The organism is Paracidovorax sp., assembly GCF_057642795.1.
On the sequence record NZ_JBXYZY010000037.1, the window covers coordinates 60,778 to 81,208 of the forward strand.

Consider the following 20,431-nt stretch of genomic DNA (forward strand, 5'->3'; position numbering starts at 1 on the left):
CTAAGCGGCTCAGGGGGTCAAGCCATCTTTCTAGACAGATCCCACATCGCATCCACCAGCAGATCGATGTCCCGCGCGTCATGCCACAGGTGCGTGGATACGCGCACGCCGTAGTGGTCTGCCGCCGCGCCGATCACGGGGAAGTTGGAGTTGCGGATCACGAAGCCCTGCGGATAGTCGCGGAGCATGCGCGCCACGAAGGTCGAGGACTTGGTCCCGTTCATCACGTCGTCCTTGTTCTGGAACGGGTTGAAGCACGTCAGCGCCGACAGCAGCTTGGGATCGTCCTTGGGCGAGTACAGCGCGTCCACGCCCCAGCGCTCGACGATCTTTTCCTTGAGGTAAGACGACAGCGTCAGGTCATAGGTCTCGATGTTCTTGCGGCCGATGCCGTCCCATTGCGTGCAGGCCTGGACCAGCGCCTGGAACATGGGCGTGTGCACGCTGCCGCAGGCGGTCACCGAGGCCGCGATGTCGTAGGTTTCCTTGGCCGTGGTCGTGCGCTCCAGCGCCGGGTAGCTGCTGGTATGCACGGGATACCACTTGGGCAGCGGCAGCGGGTTGGAGGCGCGGATCTTGTTGCGGATGATCAGGATGCCCGTGGAGCCCGGGCCGCACTGCCATTTGTGACCGGCGCCCGACATGAAGTCCATGCCCAGCTCCGCATAGTTGTAGGCCATCATGCCCGGCAGGTGGGCGCCGTCCACGATGCTGATCAGGCCATGGGCCTTGACCACCCCCATGAGGTCGGCGATGGGCAGCATGGTGCCGGTCTTGTAGGTCGGCGAGGACCACATCATGGCGCGCACGCGCTTGCCCTGGGCCTTGAGCGCTCGGATGCGCTCGTCGAACAGGCTCACATAGGTGGCGGCGGTCTGGTTGTTGCCCACGGGCAGCGCAATGCGCGAGACCTCGATGCCGTAGCGGTCCTGGGCGATCTTCAGGGGCGTGTCGCCGCCGCCATGCTCGTGGTTGGTGGTGACCACCACGTCGCCGCGCTGCCAGTCGATGCCCAGGATGGCATGGCACATGCCCGAGGAGGTGTTGGCCGAGAAGGCCAGCTCGTCGGCATCCACGCCGAAGCCCGGCGCCACCTGCCGGCGCAGGTCCAGCAGGTTGCTGTAGCCATTGCCCGAGTCGGCCGCCTTCTCGCGGTTTTTCGTGTCGAACACGTCCAGCACCAGCTTGGGCATGGAGCCGGCCGTGCCGATGTTCATGTAGGTCTTTTCGGGCTTGAGGATGAACATGTTCTGCACTTCCGTCCAGAAGGCCTCGTCGCGCATGAGCTGCGCACGCAGCGCCTCGGCCGTGGTCTGGGCATTGCTGCTGCCGCAGGCCGCCAGCAGCGGGCCCAGCGTGGCGGCACCCGTGCCATAGCTCAGCATGCGCAGGAAGTCGCGGCGCTTGGAAGTCCAGCGGGCCGGATGGCCGGGTTCGCTGCCGGCGGAGGACAGCGCAGCGCCGGGGTCGGCGATGTCGGTGCGGGGGACATTCATGGGAAGGCTCCTGGCGTTCAGCGGCGGCCGACGATGGCCGAGATTTCGATCTTCACGTCGCGCGGCAGGCGTGCGACCTCCACCGTGGCGCGTGCCGGCGCGGCGGTCTTGAAGTACTCGGCATAGACCTTGTTCATGGCGGCGAACTCGTTGAGGTCCTTCATGAATACCGAGGTCGACAGCACATCCTCATACGACAGCCCCTGGGACCTGAGCTGGGAGCCGATGTGCTCGAGCACGGTGCGGGTCTGCTCCTCGATGGTCGTGCCTTGGATGGCCGTGCCCTGGGCATTGAGCGGCAGCATGCCCGAGAAGTAGATGGTGCCGCCATGCGCCACCATCTGCGAGTAGGGACCGATGGCCGGCGGGACCTGCGTGGTGGACAGCACCTCGCGCTTGTTCGCGGCCGCGCAGCCCGCCAGCGTCGCTACCGCCGCCGCCACACCGCATGCCAGCGCCATGCGCCGCAGGTTCGATCGAATATCCATGGTATTGCCTTTCTGAAACAAGAATACAAACTGCCCCTTGCCGTGCCACACATTACTGCAACGGCGCCCCGGAAACACCTCGCCACCATTTAATTGGGCCATCAAAGGCGACATGAATCATTGACAAAAAAATGATTCGAATCAGTGATTTCACGGAGAAATTCTAGACAGGGATGTGGAGCATTCGATAATGAATTTCCCCCTACGCACCACTACGCAGGACCGCTTGCGCAGTGGTACGCAGCAGGATAAACCTCTTCTGAAAAAATGGCTTGGCACGGAACCTGCCTAACCATAGCCAGGCATGTCAGACAGATGAGGGGCAGCGCACCACAATACGGCAAAACCATTATTCAAGACCCAAAAATGGGGACGACTCACCAAGAAAATGCATATCAAACCCCATATGTCAATGGGGTATTATTTCGTGCGCGAATATATTATCCATAGCATTTCCCTTGGGATATTCAAATTCCTTTTCCCGCGCGAGTCCATATGCAGCGCACACAGGCCATTGGCAGATACGCCGCCCGCCATTCAAGGTCCGCTGCCGGGCCCCGGCGCCATGCACGCAAGCCCTGTTGACAAGGTCCGTGCACTGGGTGGAAAAGATCGTCGGTGCACCCCACACAGGCTCCCATGCAACTTCCGCTGAAACTTGCGCTTCTGTCGATTGCCGCCATCGCGCTGGCCCTGGGCCTGGTCGCGGTGACCGTGCAACACCAGACACTGGAGCTGGCCCGCCAGGAACGAGAGCTGGTGGAGACCGCCTACCTGCACAGCAAGGAGACCGAGTTGCGGCACTACGTGCAGCTGGCGACCACGGCGCTGGCGCGCATCCAGTCCAGCGGCGAGGAGCCATCCGTGCAGCGGCGCCAGGCACTGGATACGCTGGCGCGCATGCAGTTCGGCGAGGACGGCTACTTCTTTGTCTACGACGAACACGGCAACGTGCTGCTGGATGCGCGGCAGATGGGGCTGTCGGGCGTGGACCTGTGCGATCCCAACAGCCCGGGCGGCGCAGGACCCGCCAGGATCATCCTGGATGCCGCGCGCAGCGGCGGCGGCCTGGTGCGCTACCAGTGGCAAAGGCCGTCCTCGCTGCGTACCGAGGCCAAGCTCGCCTACGTGACCACGGTCCCCGAATGGGGCTGGTCGCTGGGCACGGGCCTGTACCTGGACGATGTGGAGCAGGCGCTGCGCCAAATCGACGAAAGCGCCCAGGCCAATATCGCAGCCACGCGATGGCGCATCTTCGGCATTGCGGCGCTGTGCATCGTGCTCATCGGTGTGGCGGGGCTAGCGTTCAATCTCAGCGACCACCGCGTGTCCAGCACCAAGCTGCAGCGCCTGGCCCAGCGCGTGGTGCATTCGCAGGAGGAAGAACGCACGCGCGTGGCGCGCGACCTGCATGACGGCGTGGTCCAGGTGCTGGTCTCGTCCAAGTTCCTGCTGGAGACGGCCCAGGCCCAGCTCAGGCGCCTGACCGCACAGGACCCGGCCCCAGCCCAGCGCATGGTGGACCAGGGGCTGGAACAGCTCAACCACGCGCTGGTGGAGATACGCCGCGTCTCCCACGGCCTGCGCCCCGCCCTGCTGGACGACCTGGGCCTGGCCCCGGCCCTGGCACTGATGAGCCAGCAGATGCAGGCCGAGGACGGCCTGCGCATGCAGTTCGGCTGCCGGGGCGAGACCCGCTTTCTGCCGCCCAGCCACGCCACGGCCCTGTTCCGCGTGGCACAGGAGGCCGTGACGAATGCGCAAAACCATGCGCAGGCCACGCGCATCGACGTCAGCCTGCACTTTCAGCGCCGCCGCGTGGTGCTGCAGGTCAGCGACGACGGCCAGGGCTTCGACATGCGCCGCGTGCAGCGCGACCGCCAGGGCGGCATCGGCCTGCGCAACATGCGCGAGCGCATCGAGGGCCTAGGCGGTCATCTGAGCATTAGCTCGGGCGCCCGGGGCACCCGGCTGGTCGCCGTGCTCTACCGCAGCGGCGGCATGCCGCTGTCTCCCTCACCGGAATTCGAACTCCCACAAGCCGCTGCATGAACCCCATGATCCGCATCCTCCTGGTGGACGACCACCCTCTTGTGTGCGACGGCGTTTCCATGCGCCTGCAGGCCACCGACCATATCCGTGTCGTGGGCGAGGCCGCCAGCGCGCACCAGGCCGTGCCGCTGGCGCGCGAGCTGTCGCCCGACCTGGTGGTGACCGACATCCGCATGCCGGGCGCCAGCGGCATCGACCTGGCCGCACTGTTCCGCGATCAATTCCCGCTGGTGCGCGTGCTGGTGCTGTCCATGCACGAGGACCCCGAGTACGTGCGGCGCGCCGTGGCACTGGGCGCACGCGGCTATGTGCTCAAGGATGCGCCTGCGCAGCAGCTCATCGAGGCCATCGATCGGGTCTACGCGGGCGGCCTGTACTTCAGCCCCGGCCTGCAGCCCGTGGTCGAGGACGACGGCGCCGGTGCCAGCCCCCGGCGCGCCCTTACGCCGCGCGAGGCCAGCGTGCTGCAGTGGATCTCGGAGGGTCGCTCCAACAAGGAAATCGCCACGCTCATGGGCACCTCGGTGCGCACCGTGGAAACCCACCGGCTGCACCTGCGCCGCAAGCTGCGCATCGACGGCCATGCAGCCTTCATCAAGTACGCCGTGGACTATGCCGACCTGCTGGGCAGCACGCCCGTGCAGGCCGGTGCGGGATAGGCTGAAACGCCGCCCGCTCAGTGCGCGTGGGCCGCGCGGCTGACCACGGTGACCAGCACGATGCCCAGCATCAGCCAGCCCACCTGGGCCACGGTCTCGCGCGCGCTCAGGCGCTTTTGCAGCTGGGGAATCAGGTCGGCCAGCGCCACGTAGATGAAGCTGCTGGAGGCCACGGCCAGGAAGTACGGCAGCAGCTCCTGCAGCTGGCCGACCAGCAAATAGCCGCCAAAGCCCCCCAGCGTGGTCACGGCCCCGGCCATGGACACCTTGACCAGGGCCACGCGCCGGTTGGAGCTGGACTGGCGCAGCACCACGATGTCGCCCATGTGGTGCGGCACCTCGTGGGCCAGCACCGACACCGCCGCGATCAGCCCCAGGCGCGTGTCGGCCATGAAGGCGGAGGCGATCAGCACGCCATCGCCGAAGCAGTGCACGCTGTCGCCGGTCAGCACCGCCCAGCCGCCGTGGCGGTGGCCATGATGGTGGTCATGAGAATGGTCATGGGCGTGGCCCTGGTGATCGTCATGCTCGTGGTGATCGCGCTCATGGGCCGGCGGCGCGCCATGCTCATGCCCGTGGTGCCACAGCTCGGCCTTGGAAAGCAGGAAAAAGAACACCAGACCCACCAGCAGTGTGACGAACAGGTCGTGCGCGCCGGCCTCGCTCTCGAAGGCTTCGGGCAAGAGGTGCATGAAGGCCGTGGCCAGCAGCGCGCCCGCCGCCAGGCTCAACAGCCGCTGCGGCATCATGCCCGGCGAGCGGTTGCCTCCCAACCCCATCAACAACGCGGCCACCCAGACGCTGCCAATACCGGCGGCCAGGGTGGCCAGAATGATTGCTACCAATGTCATAGCGATTTGTGCTTCAACCGTATGCCCTTGCAGGCGAAACCCCCGAATTCTCGCAGACAGACAGGCCCCATCGCGGCCGTGGCCTGCGATCCCATGAAGGAAGCAGGCCACGGTGTCGGGTGCCCTCGGTTTCAGCCTACAGAAGCTGTCAAGCCCCCCAAGCGCGAATAAAGTTGAAAGCTAGTCAGCAATACCTTAAAAACTGGCGCGTCCTCACGCCAGGGACACCGAGGAAGGGCCGCCCCGCACCGAGGGTGTCGTATCCCTCCCGCGAAGCGAGAGAGGGGGAAGCGGCGCAGCCGCTCAGGGGGTCACCCCATGCTTGTTGAACCAGGCCAGCATTTTTTGCCAACCGTCGCGCGCAGCCTGCTCGCGATAGCTGGGCCGGTAGTCGGCATGGAAGGCATGAGGAGCCTCGCGGTACACCACGAACTCCGAAGCCTTCGCCGCTGCGGAACCGTCCCGCAGTGCGTTTTGCATCTTAGCAATCGTGTCAAGCGGTATGCCGCTGTCCTGTCCGCCATAAAGGCCCAGCACAGGCGCCTTGAGGCTGGACGCGACATCCACCGGGTGCCGGGGCGTGAGCGCGCCCGGCTGCCCCACCAGCCGTCCGTACCACGCCACGCCCGCCTTGACCGGGCCCTGCGCGGCATACAGCCAGACGATGCGCCCGCCCCAGCAAAAGCCCGTGATGGCCACTTTCTTCAGGTGGCCTCCGTGGCGGCCGGCCCACTGGACGGTGGCGTCCAGGTCGGCCATCACCTGCGCGTCGGGCACCTTGGAGACCAGCTCGCTCTGCAGCTTGGCGATCTCGGTGTACTTCGACGGATCGCCCTGGCGGGCATAGAGCTCCGGCGCAATGGCCAGATAACCCGCGCGAGCCAGGCGCCGGCAGGTGTCTGCGATGTACTCATGCACGCCGAAGATCTCCTGGATCACCAGCACCACCGGCAGGCCGGTCTTGCCGGCCGGCGCCGCGCGGTAGGCCGGCACCTTGAAGCCGTCCACCTCGATCTCGACCTTGCCGGCCAGCAGCCCCTCCGCCGGCGTCTGGATGGCCGTCTGGGCCATCACCGGCATGGCCGCTGCCGCATAGCCCACGCCGAAGCCCGCGCCCAGCGCCACCCGCAAGGCGGTGCGGCGGCTGGCGCCGGCCTCGGTGGATTGGCCGGGCAAAAGCGCGTCGAAATCCTTCTTCAGATCGTCCTGCTGCATGAAATCGCTCCTGGTGCGGTGTAAACGGCTAGCGGCTGCATGCGGGCTGGGCACTGCCGCAAGCGCCATGTCATGGGAAAGGCAACGGGGCCCTGCGCGCCCGAAGCCGGCCGGGCGTCAACGCCGCGCTCCAGTCTAGGGCCTGCCGCACAGCAACGCTTGCCGGACAAAACCCCCTTTGTTTCGGCCTGCGCCTACTTTCCGCCGCGCAGATGCCGATTAACCTCTTCAGACGCTTGCAGCGGCCGGAAGCGCCCACCCCGCCCCCGCACTGCGGCAAGGCGCTCGTCCAGGAAAGGCTCCCCCCGCATGTTGAACATTCTTCTCACCGGTTCGACCGGATTCGTCGGCCGCCATGTGGCGCGCCGGCTGCGTGACGACGGCCACCGCGTGGTGGCGGGTCTCTCGCCCCAGCGCCATGCCATCGGGGCGGACCAGTGCGCCATGGACTTCGCCCAAGACCTCTCCCCCGGCGACTGGCTTGCGCGCCTCAAAGGCATCGACGCGGTGGTGAACACCGTGGGCGTGCTGCGCGACAGCCCGCGCCGGCCTATCGACGCACTGCATCGCGACACGCCCCGCGCCCTGTTCGACGCCTGCCTGCAGGCGGGAGTGCGCCGAGTGGTACAGATCTCCGCCTTGGGGGTGGACGCTAGCGACACGCGCTACGCACGCACCAAGCGTGCCGCCGACGAACATCTGCTGCGCCTCAGCGCACGCATTCCGCCGGCCGGCGGCACGGCGCTCTCGGCCTGCGTGGTGCGGCCCAGCGTCGTGTTCGGCCGGGGGGGCGCCAGCAGCGCCCTCTTCATGAACCTCGCCCGCCTGCCAGTGGTGCTGTTGCCCAGGCCGGTGCTCAAGGCCCGCGTACAGCCCGTGGCGGTGCAGGACCTGGCCGATGCCGTAGCGGCGCTGCTGGGCCGCGAAGCGGGCCGCCAGGGGGTGATCGAATGCGCCGGCCCCGAATCGTTGCCGATGGGCGACCTCATCGCCAGCTTGCGCGCGCAATGCGGTCGCAGCGCTGCCCACGTGCTGCCGCTGCCCGAACCCTTGACGCGCCTGAGTGCCCGGCTGGGCGACCTGGTGCCTGCATCGCCCTGGTGCAGCGAGAGCCTGGCCATGCTGGGCAGCGACAACACCGCCGATGCCGCCACGCTTCATGCGCTCCTGGGCCGCCCGGGCGTGCATTACCGCGATCTGGTGGCACGGGCCTGGAACAACGCCTGAGTCGAGAGCCGGGCACGGCCGCCCGGACCGAGCCTGCAGCCCGTCAAGCCTGGGGGCGATGGTCCCGGTACGCCTCGCGCGCCAGCGCGTCGGCCAGCACCTGCGCCGCATCCAGCAACCCTGCGCCCGCGGCCGCCTCGTCGAGCGCCAGGGGAATCTCGGTGCAGCCCATCACGATCACATCGGCTTCGGCCGCATCGCGCAGCGCCTGCGCCACCTCGCTGAAGCACCGGCGCGCCAGCGCCATGTCCCCCGCTTTGACGCCGTCGTAGATGCCCTGCATGAGGCGCTCGCGCCCGGCTGCGTCCGGCTCCAGACAGTGGATGCCTGCCTGCTCCAGCGCCACCCGGTAGAGGCCGCTGCGGTAGGTGCCCTGCGTCGCCAGCAGGCCCACGCGCTGGCGGCCCTGTGCGCGCAGCAAGGCTGCCACCTCCCGCGGCATGTGCAGCAGGGTGAGTTGCGGAAACCGCTCCTGCAGCAGGCCGTGCCAGGCGTGGGCGGTGTTGCAGGCCATGGCCACGGCCTGCACGCCCAGCGCGGCCAGGCGGCCCGTGGCCTGCAGCAGGGCTTCGCCCGGCTGGTGCGCGCCGGGCCGAGGGTCATCCAGCGCCGCCGTGCGGTCAGGCACGGGCAGTTGGGCCAGCCAGTGCTCCGGATAGGCCTGGTCGCAGACAGCCATGCCGAGCGCCTGCATACGTTTGCCGCAGGCTTCGACAAAGAGCCGCACGAAATCTGCGCCGGCCGCCGGCCCCATTCCGCCTAGCATGCCCACCATGCGCGGGCGTTCCGGCAGCCCGGCCCGCGGCTGCACGGGCGCCTGCGTCATACGGCCGGCTTGTCGCTCTGCGCGGTGAGGTTGTCGCGCAGCTCCTTGGACATCGGCAGGCCCAGGGACTGACCCTTCGGCGCGATGGGCGAGAGGAACCACTTGTTGTAGAGCTTCTCGAACGCGCCGGACTTCATCATGTCGCCGATCACACCGTTGACCAGCGCCTGGAACTGCGGGTCGTCCTTGCGCATCATGCAGCCGTAGGGTTCGACCTGCAGCGCATCGCCCACCACGTCCCATTCCGCCGGATTGGTCGCATTGGCCTTCAGGCCGAAGAGCAGGATGTCGTCCATGGCGAAGGCCTGGGCGCGGCCCGAGTCCACCAGCAGCATGGAATCGTTGTGATCCTTGCCCAGCACCAGGTCCATGTCGAGGTTGTTGTCGCGGTTGTACTTGCGGATCACCTGCGCGTTCGTGGTGCCGGTGGTGCTGGCCACGGTCTTCTTCGCCAGGTCGGCGTAGTTCTTGATGCCCGAGGCCTTTTTCACGAGCAGGCGCGTGCCGGTGTAGAAATAGTTGATGGCGAACTGCACGTCCTTGCCCCGCGCGCTGTTGTTGGTCGTGGAGCCGCACTCCAGGTCCACTGTGCCATTGGTCACCAGCGGGATGCGGTTCTGCGAGGTGACGGCCTGCAGCTCGACCTTGATGTCAGGCCGGTTCAGCTTCTTCTTCACGGCCTGCACTACCGCGTTGGAGATGTCCACTGCAAACCCGATGGGCTCGCCGGCGCCGGCCAGATAGCTGAAGGGCACCGACGATTCGCGGTACGCCAGCGTGATCTTTCCGCTGTCCGCGATCTTCTTGAGGGTGTCGGCCTGCGCGGCAGCGCCGGCGAGCAACCCGCAGGCCAACAGGGCGGCGGAGCAGAGGGTGGTCTTCATGGGTGATTCCTTGTCGAAGGGGATGAGCAGGTGGAGAGGAAAAGGCCGGCACGGCCCCCGCACAATCCGGCGGAACACGCACTGTAGGAAGGCGGCGACGCCTTGAACAATGCCTTCCGCGCGCCAGGCCATGCCTGAAAGTTATGGTGGGGAGCAGGCCATCCCCTCACCAAAGCAAGAGCCGCGCCCGCGCAACCCAAGCGGACCGCTTCGATCCGGTGCATAACCTGCCGGCATGGCCTGCCCTCCGATCGGCATTGTTCAAGCGGTGCGTGCGCTCCTACAGTGCCCACCGATGGAACGAATGGAAATCGGAATGGGCATGCATGCATGTGTGATGGGCGCCGGCATCGTGGGTCTGACCACGGCCTACGCGCTGGAGCGGCGGGGCTGGCAGGTCACGGTGATCGACCAGGGGCCCGTGGGCGGCGGCGCCAGCGGCGGCAACGGTGCGCAGCTGAGCTACAGCTACGTGCAGCCCCTCGCCGACGCCACGGTCTGGGGCCAGCTGCCCAAGCTGCTGCTCTCCCCGGATTCGCCGCTCAAGCTGCGCCCGCAATGGAGCCTGCGCCAATGGCGCTGGGGTGCAGCCTTTCTCGCGGCCTGCAATGCGGAGACTTCCCGGCGCACTACCGGCACGCTGCTGGCAATGGCGGCGCGCAGCCGGCAGGCCTTCGAGCAGTTGCGCGAGCGCGAGGGTCTGGACTGCGACTTCACTCGCACTGGCAAGCTGGTGGTGTACCGCACCCGCGAAGCACTGGCCGCCGGCGAGCGGCAGATGGCACTGCAACGCGCCTGGGGCTGCGAGCAGGAGTCGGTCTCCGCCGCCCGCTGCGTGGAGCTGGAACCCGCCCTGGCCCACGATGCGCAGCACATCGCGGGCGCCATCTACACGCCCGGCGAATGCGCGGCCGACTGCCAGAAAGTCTGTGACGACCTGCATGCGCTGCTGGCCGCACGCGGCGTGCGCTTCCTGTTAGGCGCGCAGGTGACGGGCTTCACGCGCATGGCGGACGGCACCCTCTCCGCCGTGCGCGTGAAGCCCGCCACGGGGGAGAAAGAGACCTCGGTGACCGCCGATCATTTCGTGATGGCCCTGGGCAGCGCGAGCGCGGAATGGGCGGCGCGACTCGGCCTGTACGTGCCGGTCTACCCGCTCAAGGGCTACAGCATCACGGTGGATGCGCCACCGGGCGCGGCCTGGGCGCCTCGCGTGAACGTGACCGACGCGGCCCGCAAGGTGGTCTTCGCCCGGCTGGGCGACCGCCTGCGCGTGGCCGGCATGGCCGAGCTGGTGGGCGACGACCGGAGCATTCCCGCAGACCGCATCGAGCGCCTGCGCGCCACCTTGGCAGCCGTTCTGGGCCGGGAGCTCGACCGCGACGCGCTCCAGCTCCACCCCTGGACCGGCATGCGCCCCGCCACGCCGACAGGCCTGCCCATCGTGGGCCGGCAGCCGGGCGGGCCAGGCAACCTGTGGCTGAACACCGGGCACGGCGCGCTGGGCTTCACCCTGTCGTTCGGCACGGCCGAGCAGCTGGCGCAGGCGATGGGGCAGTAACACCCGGCTCGCCCCGCACATGGGAGCGGGTGCGAATCAGTCGCTCACCGTCTCCAGAATCGCGTCGCGCATGCAGCGCACCATCGCATCGGCCAGCAGCGAAGCCGGCCGGTTCGGCATGCGCAGCGCCTTTACGGGCACCGCGATGCGCGGTTGCAGCTCCAGCACGTCCACCCGGGTCCGATCGGCGGAGGCCGCGGTGCAGGCATCCACCAGCGCCACGCCCAGGCCATGGTGTGCCAGCGCCAGCGCCGCATGGTAGGTCTGCACCGTGATCGTGGACTGCAGCCCGACCTCCGCCTCACGGCAGGCGTGGTTCAGCAGCGTGCCCAGCGGGTCGTTGAGCCCCAGCCGCACCACCGGCACCTGCGCCAGATCGGCCAGCTGCACCGCCCCCGCGGCCACCAGCGCCGCGTCGAGCAAGCCATGCGGCGCAGCGCAGACCATGTGGCCTTCGGCCAGGGTCTCTTGCTCCAGCGACGGGTGGGACAGCGCCGAGAACACGAAACCGACATCGGCCTCCTGCAGCACCAGGGCGGAAACGATCTGCGGCGAATGCAGCGACTCGATGGTCACGCGCACACCAGGATGCAGCGCGCGGAAAGCCCGCAGAGCGCGGGGCATCACTTCATGGCTCAGCGCCAGCACGCTGAGGATGTGCAGCTCGCCCTCGCGCTGCTGGCCGCGCAGGCTGCCCGCCAGGCGCTGCACCTCGTCGAGCTGGTTGAAGAGCCGCTCGATGTGTGGATAGAGCGTCTGCGCCTCGCGTGTGGGCACCAGCCGGCCCTTGTGGCGGAGGAAGAGCGCGAAGCCCAGCTGCAGTTCCGCGTGCGACAGGATGCGGCTGACCGCCGGCTGCGTGACGTTGATGAGGCGCGCCGCAGCGCTCACGCTGCCGGTGAGCATCACGGCGTTGAAGACTTCGATATGGCGCAGGCGCATGGAGGGGGCGATGCCGGCAGGCGGCGGAGACCGGATGCCCGATGGTATGCGCGGCGCGGCCATGGCAGGCACGGCAAGCCGCGCCCGACCTGGTCGCTCAATCCAGCTGGATGTTCAGGCTCTTGATGAGCGACTGCATCCGGCGAGCCTCCGACTGGATCACGCGGTCGAACTGCTCGGGTGTACCGGCCACCACTTCGGAGCCGATCTCCTGCCACTTGGCCTTGAAGGCCGGGTCCGCGAAGATGGCGTTCAGTTCCGCGTTGAGGCGGTTGATGACGGGCCGAGGCGTGCCGGCCGCCACCGAGATACCGTGCCAGGCGTAGTAGTCAAATTCGGGATAGCCCAGTTCGCTGATCGCGGGCACATCCGGCAGCAGCGGCGTGCGCGCTTTGGTGGTGACGGCCAGCGGCCGCAGCTTGCCCGACTTGATGTGCGGCAGCGAGCTGCCCAGGATGTCGAACATGCTGGTGATCTGCCCGCCCATCAGATCGACCAGCGCGGGGCCTGCGCCCTTGTAGGGCACGTGCGAGATGTCGATCTTGGCCTGGGCCTTGAACAGCTCCGCGCCCAGGTGCTGGGGCGAGCCGTTGCTGGCAGAGCCGAAAGTAGCGCGATTGGCCGGATCCTTGGCAAAGGCCACGTACTCCTGGAAGCTGCGGATGGGACTCTTCTCCGACACCTCCAGCACCAGCGGAAAGCGCGAGATCTGGATCACCGGCGCCAAGTCCTTGAGCGGGTCGAAGCCCAGCTTGGCATAGAGGAACTGGTTGGCCGCCAGGTTGCCGCTGGCCGCCAGCAGCAGCGTGTAGCCGTCGGGCTTGCCCTTGGCGACCTGGCCCGTGCCGATATTGCCGCCCGCGCCCGCCTTGTTGTCCACGATGACCGGCACCTTGAGCCGCTGGGCCAGCGGCGTGGCGATGAGCCGCGCCATCAGGTCGGTGGGCCCGCCGGGCGGATAGGGCACGACGAAGGTGATCGCCCGGCTGGGCCAGACATCGGACTGCGCCTGCACGGCAGCGGGCAGTGCCAGCGCCAGAGCGGCGGCGGCGAGGAAGGTGCGGGTGGTCATCATGGTGCTTGTCTCCTTTGTGGTTCGTTCTTTTAGGGCGTGCCCCGTGCATGCGCCAGGGCCCGCCTGTATCGGCGTCAGTGCGCGCGGGGGGCCGAATCGTGGTGCGCGTCGTCGCTGTGAATCTGCAGCGCTTCGAGAAAGCGCGAGACCATGTTGTAGGCCGCCACGGTGGCCGTGATCTCGACCACCTGCGGCGACTCGTAGAGCGCGGCGACGGCGGCGAAAACGGTATCGGGCACCTGCACCTGGCGCGTCATGGCATCGGTATAGGCCAGCACGGCGCGCTGGTCGGCACTGAAGAGTCCGCAGGCCTGCCAGTCGGCCAGCGCGTCGAGCTGGGCCTGGGTGATGCCTTCGCGCAGCGCGATGGGCGCATGCTGGTCGGCCTCGTAGGGCGCGTTGTTCAGCTGGGCCACGCGCATGATGATGAGCTCGCGCAGCGATCCGGGCAGCGAGCTCTTGTGGCGCACGGCCGTGAGGTAGTTCAGCCAGCCTTCGGCGAAGGGCGGGCTGTGCAGCAGCATCTGATAGAGGTGCAGGACGCTGCCGCGCTCGGCGGCGATGCGCTCGGCCAGGGGGCGCACGCCATCGGCGGTGCAGTCGGCATAGGGAATTCGGGCCACAGGGTTCACTCCAGTTGCATGGGACGCCTTGCCCTGGCGGGGCGGACAGGCGCCGTCGGTTCGTTGAGTCATCCTAGGCTGCTGCGATATATTTTTGAAATTCTTTGCATCTATCAATTTATCGAGCCAGAGAATGAATGTCTCACCCAAGCAGCTGCGCATGTTCCTGGCGCTGTCGGAATCGCTGAACTTCAGCAAGACGGCCGAAAAGCTCTTCATCACCCAGCCCTCGCTCAGCAAGGCGATCCAGGACCTGGAAGCCGAGCTGGGGCTTCCGCTCTTCGAGCGCACCACGCGCAGCGTGCGGCTGACGCCGGGCGGCGCGCGCATGGCGGTGCTGGCGCGCTCGGTGGTGGGCGAGCTGGATGCGGGCCTGCAGCGCATGCAGTCCTCCGCCGAGCGCGAGGCGCAGCAGCTCGCCATCGCCGCCTGGCCGTCGCTGGCCTATGCGGTCCTGCCCGAGGTCTGCGCCGCGCTGGAGCGGCAGTTCCGCTCCCCGCAGCTGAAGGTGCACGACTGCGCCAACAGCGCCTGCATCCAGCGCCTGCTGGACCATCAGGCCGACTTCGCGCTGGCCTCAGTCGCGCCATCGCACCCCGACCTGCATTACGAAGAGCTGCTGCGCGACCGCTTCGTGCTGCTGTCCAGCGGCAAGTGGCGCCGGCAGGTGGCAGCGCGCATCCGGCTCGAAGAGCTGCTGGCCCTGCCCCTCATCACGCTGACCGATGCCAGCACCGCCATGCGCTACATGAGCGCGGCCTACCTGCAGCGCGGCATCGAATACCGCCCGCGCATGCAGGTGGACCAGGTCGCCACCGTGGCGGGCCTGGTAAAGAAGGAAGTGGGCGTGGCCGTGCTGCCCTATCTGGGCGTGCTGCCCATCCTGGGCGGCATGCGCGGGGTGCAGATCTCGGAAATCACCGACGGCCCGCTGCGCTCGGTGGGCGTCGTCACGCGCCGGCTGGGCCAGCCCAGCGCGATCGCCGCCGCCGCCATGCAGGAGGTGGCGGCCGTGAGCCACGCCCTGATGGCCCAGCACCCCGAATGGCTGCTGCCGCCCTCGCCCAGGCGCAAAAAGGCCGACTGAAAGCCGGTCAGGCGACCGTGTCCGGTGCGCTGGCCGCCAGCTTGTCCTGCGTGCGGGTGTCGAAATCGCTGGCGTCGTGCCGCTCCAGCAGCTGGCTGGCGAGGTCGCCCCGCACCCGGTTGACCATACGCCCGCGCTGCACGGCGGGGCGCCGGCCCACCTGCTCGGCCCAGCGCAGCACATGGGTGTATTCCTGCACCTGCAGGAATTCGCCCGCGTCGTAGGCCTCGCCCTTGACCATCAGGCCATACCAGGGCCAGATCGCCATGTCGGCCACCGTGTACTCGTCGCCCGCCACGTACTCCGTCACGGCCAGGCGCTGGTTCAGCACATCCAGCTGGCGCTTGGCCTCCATCGCGTAGCGGTCGATGGCGTATTCGATCTTGACCGGCGCGTAGGCATAGAAGTGCCCGAAGCCGCCCCCCAGGAAGGGCGCGCTGCCCATCTGCCAGAACAGCCACGACAGGCACTCCGCACGCGCCGCGCCATCCTTGGGCAGGAAGGCGCCGAACTTCTCGGCCAGGTACATCAGGATGGCGCCGGACTCGAACACCCGCACAGGGTGGGCCGGGTCGGTGCGGTCCTGCAGCGCAGGAATCTTGGAGTTGGGGTTGATGCCCACGAACCCGCTGCTGAACTGGTCCCCATCGCCGATGCGGATCAGCCAGGCGTCGTACTCCGCCCCGCTGTGGCCCAGCGCCAGCAGCTCTTCCAGCATCACCGTCACCTTCACGCCATTGGGCGTGCCCATCGAGTAGAGCTGCAGCGGGTGCTTGCCCACCGGCAGCTCTTTATCGTGCGTGGCCCCGGCGACGGGCCGGTTGATGCTGGCGAACTGGCCGCCGTTTTCCTTGTGCCATTGCCAGATGGCGGGAGGGGTGTAGGGGGTGGAATCGGGCATGCGGTTTCTCGGCTAACAAAGGGGAATGCTGGCTCGCCAGCAGGTGCCGAATCAGTTTAGCGAGGCAACGCCATCGCCGCTGAGCGGGGTGCTTTCTGCGCGGCGAGCCAGCCCCCCGGAGGGGGCCTCGGGGCAGGCAGCCCCCTGGCTCAATGCGCCTTGTCCCAGTTGGGGCCGACGCCCACCTCGGCCAGCAGCGGCACCTTCAGCGCGGCCACCTCGGCCATGATGCGAGGCACTTCGGTGTGCACCCAGTTCTCGTGCTCGGCGGGCAGCTCGAACACCAGTTCATCGTGCACCTGCATGATCATCAGCACGTCGGGGCGCTGCGCGTCCAGCACGCGCTGCACCTCGACCATGGCCTTCTTGATCAGGTCGGCCGCCGTGCCCTGCATGGGCGCGTTGATGGCGGCGCGCTCGGCGGCGCTGCGGCGCGGGCCGTTGGGTGAATTGATCTCGGGCAGGTAGAGGCGCCGGCCGAAGACGGTTTCCACATAGCCCTGGGCCTTGGCGGCGGCCTTGGTGTCGTCCATGTACTGCTTCACGCCGGGGTAGCGCTGGAAGTAGCGGTCGATGTAGGCGGCGGCGGACTTGGTCTCGATGCCGAGGTTCTTGGCCAGGCCGAAGCTGCTCATGCCGTAGATCAGGCCGAAGTTGATGACCTTGGCATAGCGGCGCTGCTGGCTGCTCACCTGATCGACCTCGACGCCGAACACCTCGGCCGCCGTGGCGCGGTGCACGTCCAGCCCCTGGGTGAAGGCGTTCAGCAGCGACTCGTCGCCCGAGAGGTGGGCCATGATGCGCAGCTCGATCTGGCTGTAGTCGGCGCTGGCGATCAGGCGTCCCGGCGGCGCGACGAAGGCTTCGCGCACGCGGCGGCCTTCGGCCGTGCGGATCGGGATGTTCTGCAGGTTGGGGTCGTTGCTGGACAGCCGCCCCGTCACCGCCACGGCCTGCGCGTAGTGCGTATGCACGCGCCCGGTGCGCGGGTTGGCGAGCTGGCTGAGCTTGTCGGTGTAGGTGCCCTTCAACTTGGAGAGGCTGCGGTGCTCCAGGATCTTGGCGGGCAGCGGGTAGTCCTCGGCCAGCTTCTCCAGCACCTCTTCGTCGGTGCTGCGCGCGCCGGTGGCGGTCTTCTTGATCACAGGCAGGCCGAGCTTGTCGAAGAAGATCTCGCCCAGCTGCTTGGGGCTGCCCAGATTGAAGGGCTGGCCCGCGATCTCGTAGGCCTCCTGCTCCAGCTGCACGATGCGCTGGCCGAGCTCGTGGCTCTGCCCGGCGAGCGTGGGGGCGTCGATCAGCACGCCATTGCGCTCGATGCGGAACAGCGCCTCGCTGCTGGCCATCTCCAGCGCGTAGATGTCGAGCAGGCCGGCCTGGCCCTGCAGCAGCGGCCAGAGCACACGGTGCACGTCCAGCGTCTGGTCGGAGTCTTCGCAGGAATAGGCGGCGGCCTTGTCCACCGCCACCTGGGCGAACGGGATCTGGTGCACGCCCTTGCCGCACAGGTCTTCGTAGCTGATGCCGCTGCGGCCCAGGTGGCGTTCGGCCAGACTGGCCAGGCCGTGGGGCTTGTGCACTTCGAGCACGTAGCTCTGCAGCATGGTGTCGTGCGCATAGCCGCGCACGTCGATGCCGTGGTTGGCGAACACGTGCCGGTCGTATTTGACATGCTGGCCCAGCTTGGGGCGCGAGGCGTCCTCCAGCCAGGGCTTGAGGCGCGCCAGCACTTCGTCGATGGGCAACTGCTCGGGCGCATCGGGGCCTTCGTGGCGCAGCGGGATGTAGGCGGCAGCGCCCGGCTCCACGCTGAAGCTGATGCCGACGATCTCGGCACGCAACTCGTCGAGCGAGGTGGTTTCGGTGTCCAGCGCCACCAGCTCGGCCGCCTGGACGATGGCGAACCAGCGGTCGAAGGCCTCCCAGGTCAGCACGGTCTCGTAGGCCACCTCGCGGCCCTGCGCGGCTTCGGCCACGGCCGTGGCCTCTGGCGAGGCGAACAGGTCGCCGCTGGCGCCCCGTTCGGTGGTGGCGCCGGCGGCGGCCGCAGGAGCGGCGGCTTCCAGCGCGCGCGCCAGACCCTTGAAGCCGTATTGCTCGTAAAAACCGCGCAGTGCGCCCATATCTTCTGCGCCCATAGCTATCGAATCAATAGCAGGCAGTCCTTCGACATGGCCGATCAGGTCGCAGTCGGTCTTGATGGTCACCAGCTCGCGGCCCTTGGGCAGCCAGTCCAGCGCGCCGCGCAGGTTCTGCCCGGCCACGCCCTTGATCTCGTCGGCGCGGGCGATGAGCGCATCGAGCGAGCCGTATTCATTGAGCCACTTGGCGGCCGTCTTGGGGCCCACCTTGGGCACGCCGGGCACGTTGTCCACCGCGTCGCCCACCAGGGTCTGGTAATCGACCATCAGCGAGGGCGGTACGCCGAATTCGGACGTCACGCCCGCCACGTCGCGGCGCTTGCCGCTCATGGTGTCGATGATGGTGATGTGCTCGTTCACCAGTTGCGACAGGTCCTTGTCGCCGCTGGAGACGATCACCTCGAAGCCCTGGCGCGCCGCGCAGGAGGCCAGGGTACCGATCACGTCGTCAGCCTCCACGCCCGGCACGCACACCACGGGCCAGCCCAGCAGGCGCACGACTTCGTGGATGGGTTCGATCTGCGCACGCAGGTCGTCGGGCATGGGCGCACGATGCGCCTTGTATTCAGGGTAGAGCGCGTCGCGGAAAGTCGGGCCGCTGGCGTCGAACACGCACGCGGCGTAGCCGGCCGGCACCTCGCGCTTCAAGGCCTGCAGCATGTTGATCATCCCGCGGATGGCACCCGTGGCGGGGCTCGACGGGTCGCCGGGTACGGCCCGCAGGTCGGGCATGGCGTGGAAGGCGCGGTAGAGATAGCTGGAGCCGTCCACCAGCACCAGGGTCTTGGATTTGCTCATGGACGGATTGTGCCCGCCACGGCCCGACCCGCGCCGGGCGCAAGGCCTACAATCCGGCGATGCGCGCCGCTCACACCTCCCTGCTCCTGCTGGCCCTCGCCAGCGCCTCGGCCCTGGCTCAGTCCCAGGCTCCAGCCCCTGCGGCTGCTCCCGCCAAGGGCGGCGCCGTCCAGCGCGAACCGGTGGACGAGCGCGACCAGGCCGGCAACCGCTACAACCAGCGCGCCGAGCGCATCGTGGTGGAAGATGAAGGCAGCCGCGTGAACGAACTGCGCATCGGCGGCCAGACGCGCAGCATCACCGTGCAGCCCAAGACCGGCTCCATGCCCGAATACGAAGTGCAGCCGTCCGACGGCGCCCGCTCCAGCCCCGGCGGACGCAACGGCTCCGAGACCATCACCGGCCCGCGCGTCTGGAATCTCGGCAAGTTCTGATCAGCGCCGCAGCTCTGGCCACGCCAGAGCAGGCACACCCGAGCGGGGCCCGTTGGCCCCGCTTTTTAGCTTCTTCCCCGCCCCTTTTTTTCCTGTTGTTGTCCTGACCGATGGCCGTCTTCACCGAAGTCTCCCTCCCCGAGGCCAGCGATCTGCTGCGCCGCCTGAACCTGGGCTCGCTCATCGAGTTGCGCGGCATCGAGGGCGGGATCGAGAACACCAACTACTTCGCCACCACTGACCAGGGCGAATACGTGCTGACGCTGTTCGAGCGCCTGTCGGCCGAGCAGCTGCCCTTCTACCTGCACCTGATGAAGCATCTGGCGCATGCCGGCATTCCGGTGCCCGATCCTCAGGCGGATGCGGATGGCGACATCCTGCATCGCGTGGCCGGCAAGCCGGCCGCCGTGGTCAACAAGCTGCGCGGCAAGAGCCAGCTGGCGCCCCTGGCCGTGCACTGCGCGGCCCTGGGCACCATGCTGGCGCGCATGCATCTGGCCGGGCGCGACTATGACCGCCGCCAGCCCAACCTGCGCGGGCTGCCCTGGTGGAACGAGACGGTGCCGGTCGTGCTGCCCCACCTGGATGCGGCCCAGGCCGCGCTGCTGCAGGCCGAACTGGCCTACCAGAACCACATCGCCGCATCGTCGGCCTACACCGCCCTGCCCCGGGGCCCGGTGCATGCCGACCTGTTCCGCGACAACGCCATGTTCGAGGGCGAGACGCTCACCGGCTGCTTCGACTTCTACTTCGCGGGCGTCGATACCTTCCTGTTCGATCTGGCCGTGTGCCTGAACGACTGGTGCATCGACCTCGCCACGGGTACGCACCAGCCCGAACGCGCAGCGGCCCTGCTCTGCGCCTACCAGGCCGTGCGCCCGCTCACGGCCGAGGAACGCACGCTGCTGCCCGCCATGCTGCGTGCCGGGGCCCTGCGCTTCTGGATCTCCCGGCTCTGGGACTTCTACCTGCCGCGCGAAGCGGCCATGCTCAAACCCCACGACCCGACGCACTTCGAACGGGTGCTGCGCGAGCGGGTGGCGCACCCCGTGCTCGCCAGCGCGTTCTGAGTCACTGGCACCCCAGGCCCTGCGGCGCAGGGCCGGTGCGGCGTCCACGCAACGCATTGGCCGCCCGGAAGCGCCTGAAACCCCTTACGGGCTCGGAGATG

General features: G+C 68.0%; 18 protein-coding genes. 7 read left to right on the plus strand and 11 right to left on the minus strand.

The window, feature by feature from the left end:
- Window positions 1-17 precede the first annotated feature (17 nt).
- Complete coding sequence (locus AC3A84_RS14810; RefSeq protein ID WP_487970702.1) at window positions 18-1,496, minus strand: aminotransferase class V-fold PLP-dependent enzyme; 1,479 nt, start codon at window positions 1,494-1,496, stop codon at window positions 18-20.
- Between the two features lie 17 nt (window positions 1,497-1,513).
- Window positions 1,514-1,984 (minus strand): Rid family detoxifying hydrolase, encoded by a 471-nt coding sequence (locus tag AC3A84_RS14815; RefSeq protein WP_487970704.1) that lies wholly within the window; start codon window positions 1,982-1,984, stop codon window positions 1,514-1,516.
- 639 nt (window positions 1,985-2,623) lie between these two features.
- Between AC3A84_RS14815 and AC3A84_RS14820 the strand changes: the two genes are divergently transcribed.
- Complete coding sequence (locus tag AC3A84_RS14820) at window positions 2,624-4,036, plus strand: cache domain-containing protein (protein ID WP_487970706.1); 1,413 nt, start codon at window positions 2,624-2,626, stop codon at window positions 4,034-4,036.
- Window positions 4,033-4,695 (plus strand): response regulator, encoded by a 663-nt coding sequence (locus AC3A84_RS14825; RefSeq protein ID WP_487970708.1) that lies wholly within the window; start codon window positions 4,033-4,035, stop codon window positions 4,693-4,695. Before AC3A84_RS14820 ends, AC3A84_RS14825 begins: the two co-directional genes overlap by 4 nt.
- Window positions 4,696-4,712: 17 nt before the next feature.
- Here the strand turns inward: AC3A84_RS14825 and AC3A84_RS14830 are convergent, their stop codons facing one another.
- Together AC3A84_RS14830 and AC3A84_RS14835 are read right to left on the minus strand one after the other, a co-directional pair.
- The gene (locus tag AC3A84_RS14830; protein ID WP_487970710.1) at window positions 4,713-5,546 is read right to left on the minus strand and encodes a ZIP family metal transporter; all 834 of its coding nucleotides are present in this window, start codon (window positions 5,544-5,546) and stop codon (window positions 4,713-4,715) included.
- Between the two features lie 303 nt (window positions 5,547-5,849).
- Complete coding sequence (locus AC3A84_RS14835) at window positions 5,850-6,761, minus strand: dienelactone hydrolase family protein (RefSeq protein ID WP_487970712.1); 912 nt, start codon at window positions 6,759-6,761, stop codon at window positions 5,850-5,852.
- A 312-nt stretch (window positions 6,762-7,073) separates the two neighbouring features.
- Here AC3A84_RS14835 and AC3A84_RS14840 point away from each other — a divergent pair, with 312 nt between their 5' ends.
- Entirely contained in the window at window positions 7,074-7,988 is a 915-nt protein-coding gene (locus AC3A84_RS14840) for an NAD-dependent epimerase/dehydratase family protein (RefSeq protein ID WP_487971054.1), read from the plus strand.
- A gap of 43 nt (window positions 7,989-8,031) precedes the next feature.
- On the opposite strand, the gene AC3A84_RS14845 is transcribed toward AC3A84_RS14840, so the two are convergent.
- Window positions 8,032-8,814 (minus strand): aspartate/glutamate racemase family protein, encoded by a 783-nt coding sequence (locus AC3A84_RS14845; protein ID WP_487970714.1) that lies wholly within the window; start codon window positions 8,812-8,814, stop codon window positions 8,032-8,034.
- Window positions 8,811-9,698, minus strand: coding sequence for an amino acid ABC transporter substrate-binding protein (locus AC3A84_RS14850; RefSeq protein WP_487970716.1), 888 nt, complete (start codon window positions 9,696-9,698; stop codon window positions 8,811-8,813). Before AC3A84_RS14850 ends, AC3A84_RS14845 begins: the two co-directional genes overlap by 4 nt.
- A 322-nt stretch (window positions 9,699-10,020) precedes the next feature.
- Here AC3A84_RS14850 and AC3A84_RS14855 point away from each other — a divergent pair, with 322 nt between their 5' ends.
- The gene (locus AC3A84_RS14855) at window positions 10,021-11,259 is read left to right on the plus strand and encodes a D-amino acid dehydrogenase (RefSeq protein WP_487971055.1); all 1,239 of its coding nucleotides are present in this window, start codon (window positions 10,021-10,023) and stop codon (window positions 11,257-11,259) included.
- 36 nt (window positions 11,260-11,295) lie between these two features.
- Here the strand turns inward: AC3A84_RS14855 and AC3A84_RS14860 are convergent, their stop codons facing one another.
- The 3 genes from AC3A84_RS14860 to AC3A84_RS14870 all read right to left on the minus strand — a co-directional run bounded on the left by AC3A84_RS14860 (window position 11,296) and on the right by AC3A84_RS14870 (window position 13,899).
- Window positions 11,296-12,201, minus strand: coding sequence for a LysR substrate-binding domain-containing protein (locus tag AC3A84_RS14860; RefSeq protein ID WP_487970718.1), 906 nt, complete (start codon window positions 12,199-12,201; stop codon window positions 11,296-11,298).
- 97 nt (window positions 12,202-12,298) lie between these two features.
- Window positions 12,299-13,273 carry a Bug family tripartite tricarboxylate transporter substrate binding protein gene (locus AC3A84_RS14865; protein WP_487971056.1) on the minus strand — a complete coding sequence of 325 codons (975 nt, stop codon included), beginning with the start codon at window positions 13,271-13,273 and terminating at the stop codon, window positions 12,299-12,301.
- Window positions 13,274-13,350: 77 nt separating this feature from the next.
- On the minus strand, window positions 13,351-13,899 hold the full coding sequence (locus AC3A84_RS14870; protein WP_487970720.1) for a carboxymuconolactone decarboxylase family protein: 549 nt from the start codon (window positions 13,897-13,899) through the stop codon (window positions 13,351-13,353).
- Window positions 13,900-14,032: 133 nt separating this feature from the next.
- On the opposite strand from AC3A84_RS14870, the gene AC3A84_RS14875 reads away from it, so the two are divergent.
- Window positions 14,033-14,986, plus strand: a complete 954-nt coding sequence (locus tag AC3A84_RS14875; protein ID WP_487970722.1) for a LysR family transcriptional regulator — start codon at window positions 14,033-14,035, stop codon at window positions 14,984-14,986.
- A 7-nt stretch (window positions 14,987-14,993) separates the two neighbouring features.
- Here AC3A84_RS14875 and yghU read toward each other — a convergent pair whose 3' ends face one another.
- The gene (yghU, locus tag AC3A84_RS14880) at window positions 14,994-15,887 is read right to left on the minus strand and encodes a glutathione-dependent disulfide-bond oxidoreductase (protein ID WP_487970724.1); all 894 of its coding nucleotides are present in this window, start codon (window positions 15,885-15,887) and stop codon (window positions 14,994-14,996) included.
- Window positions 15,888-16,036: 149 nt separating this feature from the next.
- Window positions 16,037-18,826, minus strand: a complete 2,790-nt coding sequence (gene polA, locus AC3A84_RS14885) for a DNA polymerase I (RefSeq protein WP_487970726.1) — start codon at window positions 18,824-18,826, stop codon at window positions 16,037-16,039.
- A 59-nt stretch (window positions 18,827-18,885) separates the two neighbouring features.
- Here polA and AC3A84_RS14890 point away from each other — a divergent pair, with 59 nt between their 5' ends.
- Together AC3A84_RS14890 and AC3A84_RS14895 are read left to right on the plus strand one after the other, a co-directional pair.
- A complete protein-coding gene (locus tag AC3A84_RS14890; RefSeq protein WP_487970728.1) occupies window positions 18,886-19,260 on the plus strand; it encodes a hypothetical protein in 375 nt (124 codons plus the stop codon).
- A gap of 110 nt (window positions 19,261-19,370) precedes the next feature.
- Window positions 19,371-20,330: a homoserine kinase gene (locus AC3A84_RS14895; RefSeq protein ID WP_487970730.1), complete on the plus strand. Its 960-nt coding sequence runs from the start codon at window positions 19,371-19,373 to the stop codon at window positions 20,328-20,330.
- Window positions 20,331-20,431: the final 101 nt, after the last annotated feature.

Bases quoted from the DNA above. Each gene is read 5' to 3' on its own strand.
- AC3A84_RS14810 (WP_487970702.1), bottom strand. From the start codon at position 1,496: ATGAATGTCCCCCGCACCGACATCGCCGACCCCGGCGCTGCGCTGTCC.
- AC3A84_RS14815 (WP_487970704.1), bottom strand. From the start codon at position 1,984: ATGGATATTCGATCGAACCTGCGGCGCATGGCGCTGGCATGCGGTGTG.
- AC3A84_RS14820 (WP_487970706.1), top strand. From the start codon at position 2,624: ATGCAACTTCCGCTGAAACTTGCGCTTCTGTCGATTGCCGCCATCGCG.
- AC3A84_RS14825 (WP_487970708.1), top strand. From the start codon at position 4,033: ATGAACCCCATGATCCGCATCCTCCTGGTGGACGACCACCCTCTTGTG.
- AC3A84_RS14830 (WP_487970710.1), bottom strand. From the start codon at position 5,546: ATGACATTGGTAGCAATCATTCTGGCCACCCTGGCCGCCGGTATTGGC.
- AC3A84_RS14835 (WP_487970712.1), bottom strand. From the start codon at position 6,761: ATGCAGCAGGACGATCTGAAGAAGGATTTCGACGCGCTTTTGCCCGGC.
- AC3A84_RS14845 (WP_487970714.1), bottom strand. From the start codon at position 8,814: ATGACGCAGGCGCCCGTGCAGCCGCGGGCCGGGCTGCCGGAACGCCCG.
- AC3A84_RS14850 (WP_487970716.1), bottom strand. From the start codon at position 9,698: ATGAAGACCACCCTCTGCTCCGCCGCCCTGTTGGCCTGCGGGTTGCTC.
- AC3A84_RS14855 (WP_487971055.1), top strand. From the start codon at position 10,021: ATGCATGCATGTGTGATGGGCGCCGGCATCGTGGGTCTGACCACGGCC.
- AC3A84_RS14860 (WP_487970718.1), bottom strand. From the start codon at position 12,201: ATGCGCCTGCGCCATATCGAAGTCTTCAACGCCGTGATGCTCACCGGC.
- AC3A84_RS14865 (WP_487971056.1), bottom strand. From the start codon at position 13,273: ATGACCACCCGCACCTTCCTCGCCGCCGCCGCTCTGGCGCTGGCACTG.
- AC3A84_RS14875 (WP_487970722.1), top strand. From the start codon at position 14,033: ATGAATGTCTCACCCAAGCAGCTGCGCATGTTCCTGGCGCTGTCGGAA.
- yghU (WP_487970724.1), bottom strand. From the start codon at position 15,887: ATGCCCGATTCCACCCCCTACACCCCTCCCGCCATCTGGCAATGGCAC.
- polA (WP_487970726.1), bottom strand. From the start codon at position 18,826: ATGAGCAAATCCAAGACCCTGGTGCTGGTGGACGGCTCCAGCTATCTC.
- AC3A84_RS14890 (WP_487970728.1), top strand. From the start codon at position 18,886: ATGCGCGCCGCTCACACCTCCCTGCTCCTGCTGGCCCTCGCCAGCGCC.
- AC3A84_RS14895 (WP_487970730.1), top strand. From the start codon at position 19,371: ATGGCCGTCTTCACCGAAGTCTCCCTCCCCGAGGCCAGCGATCTGCTG.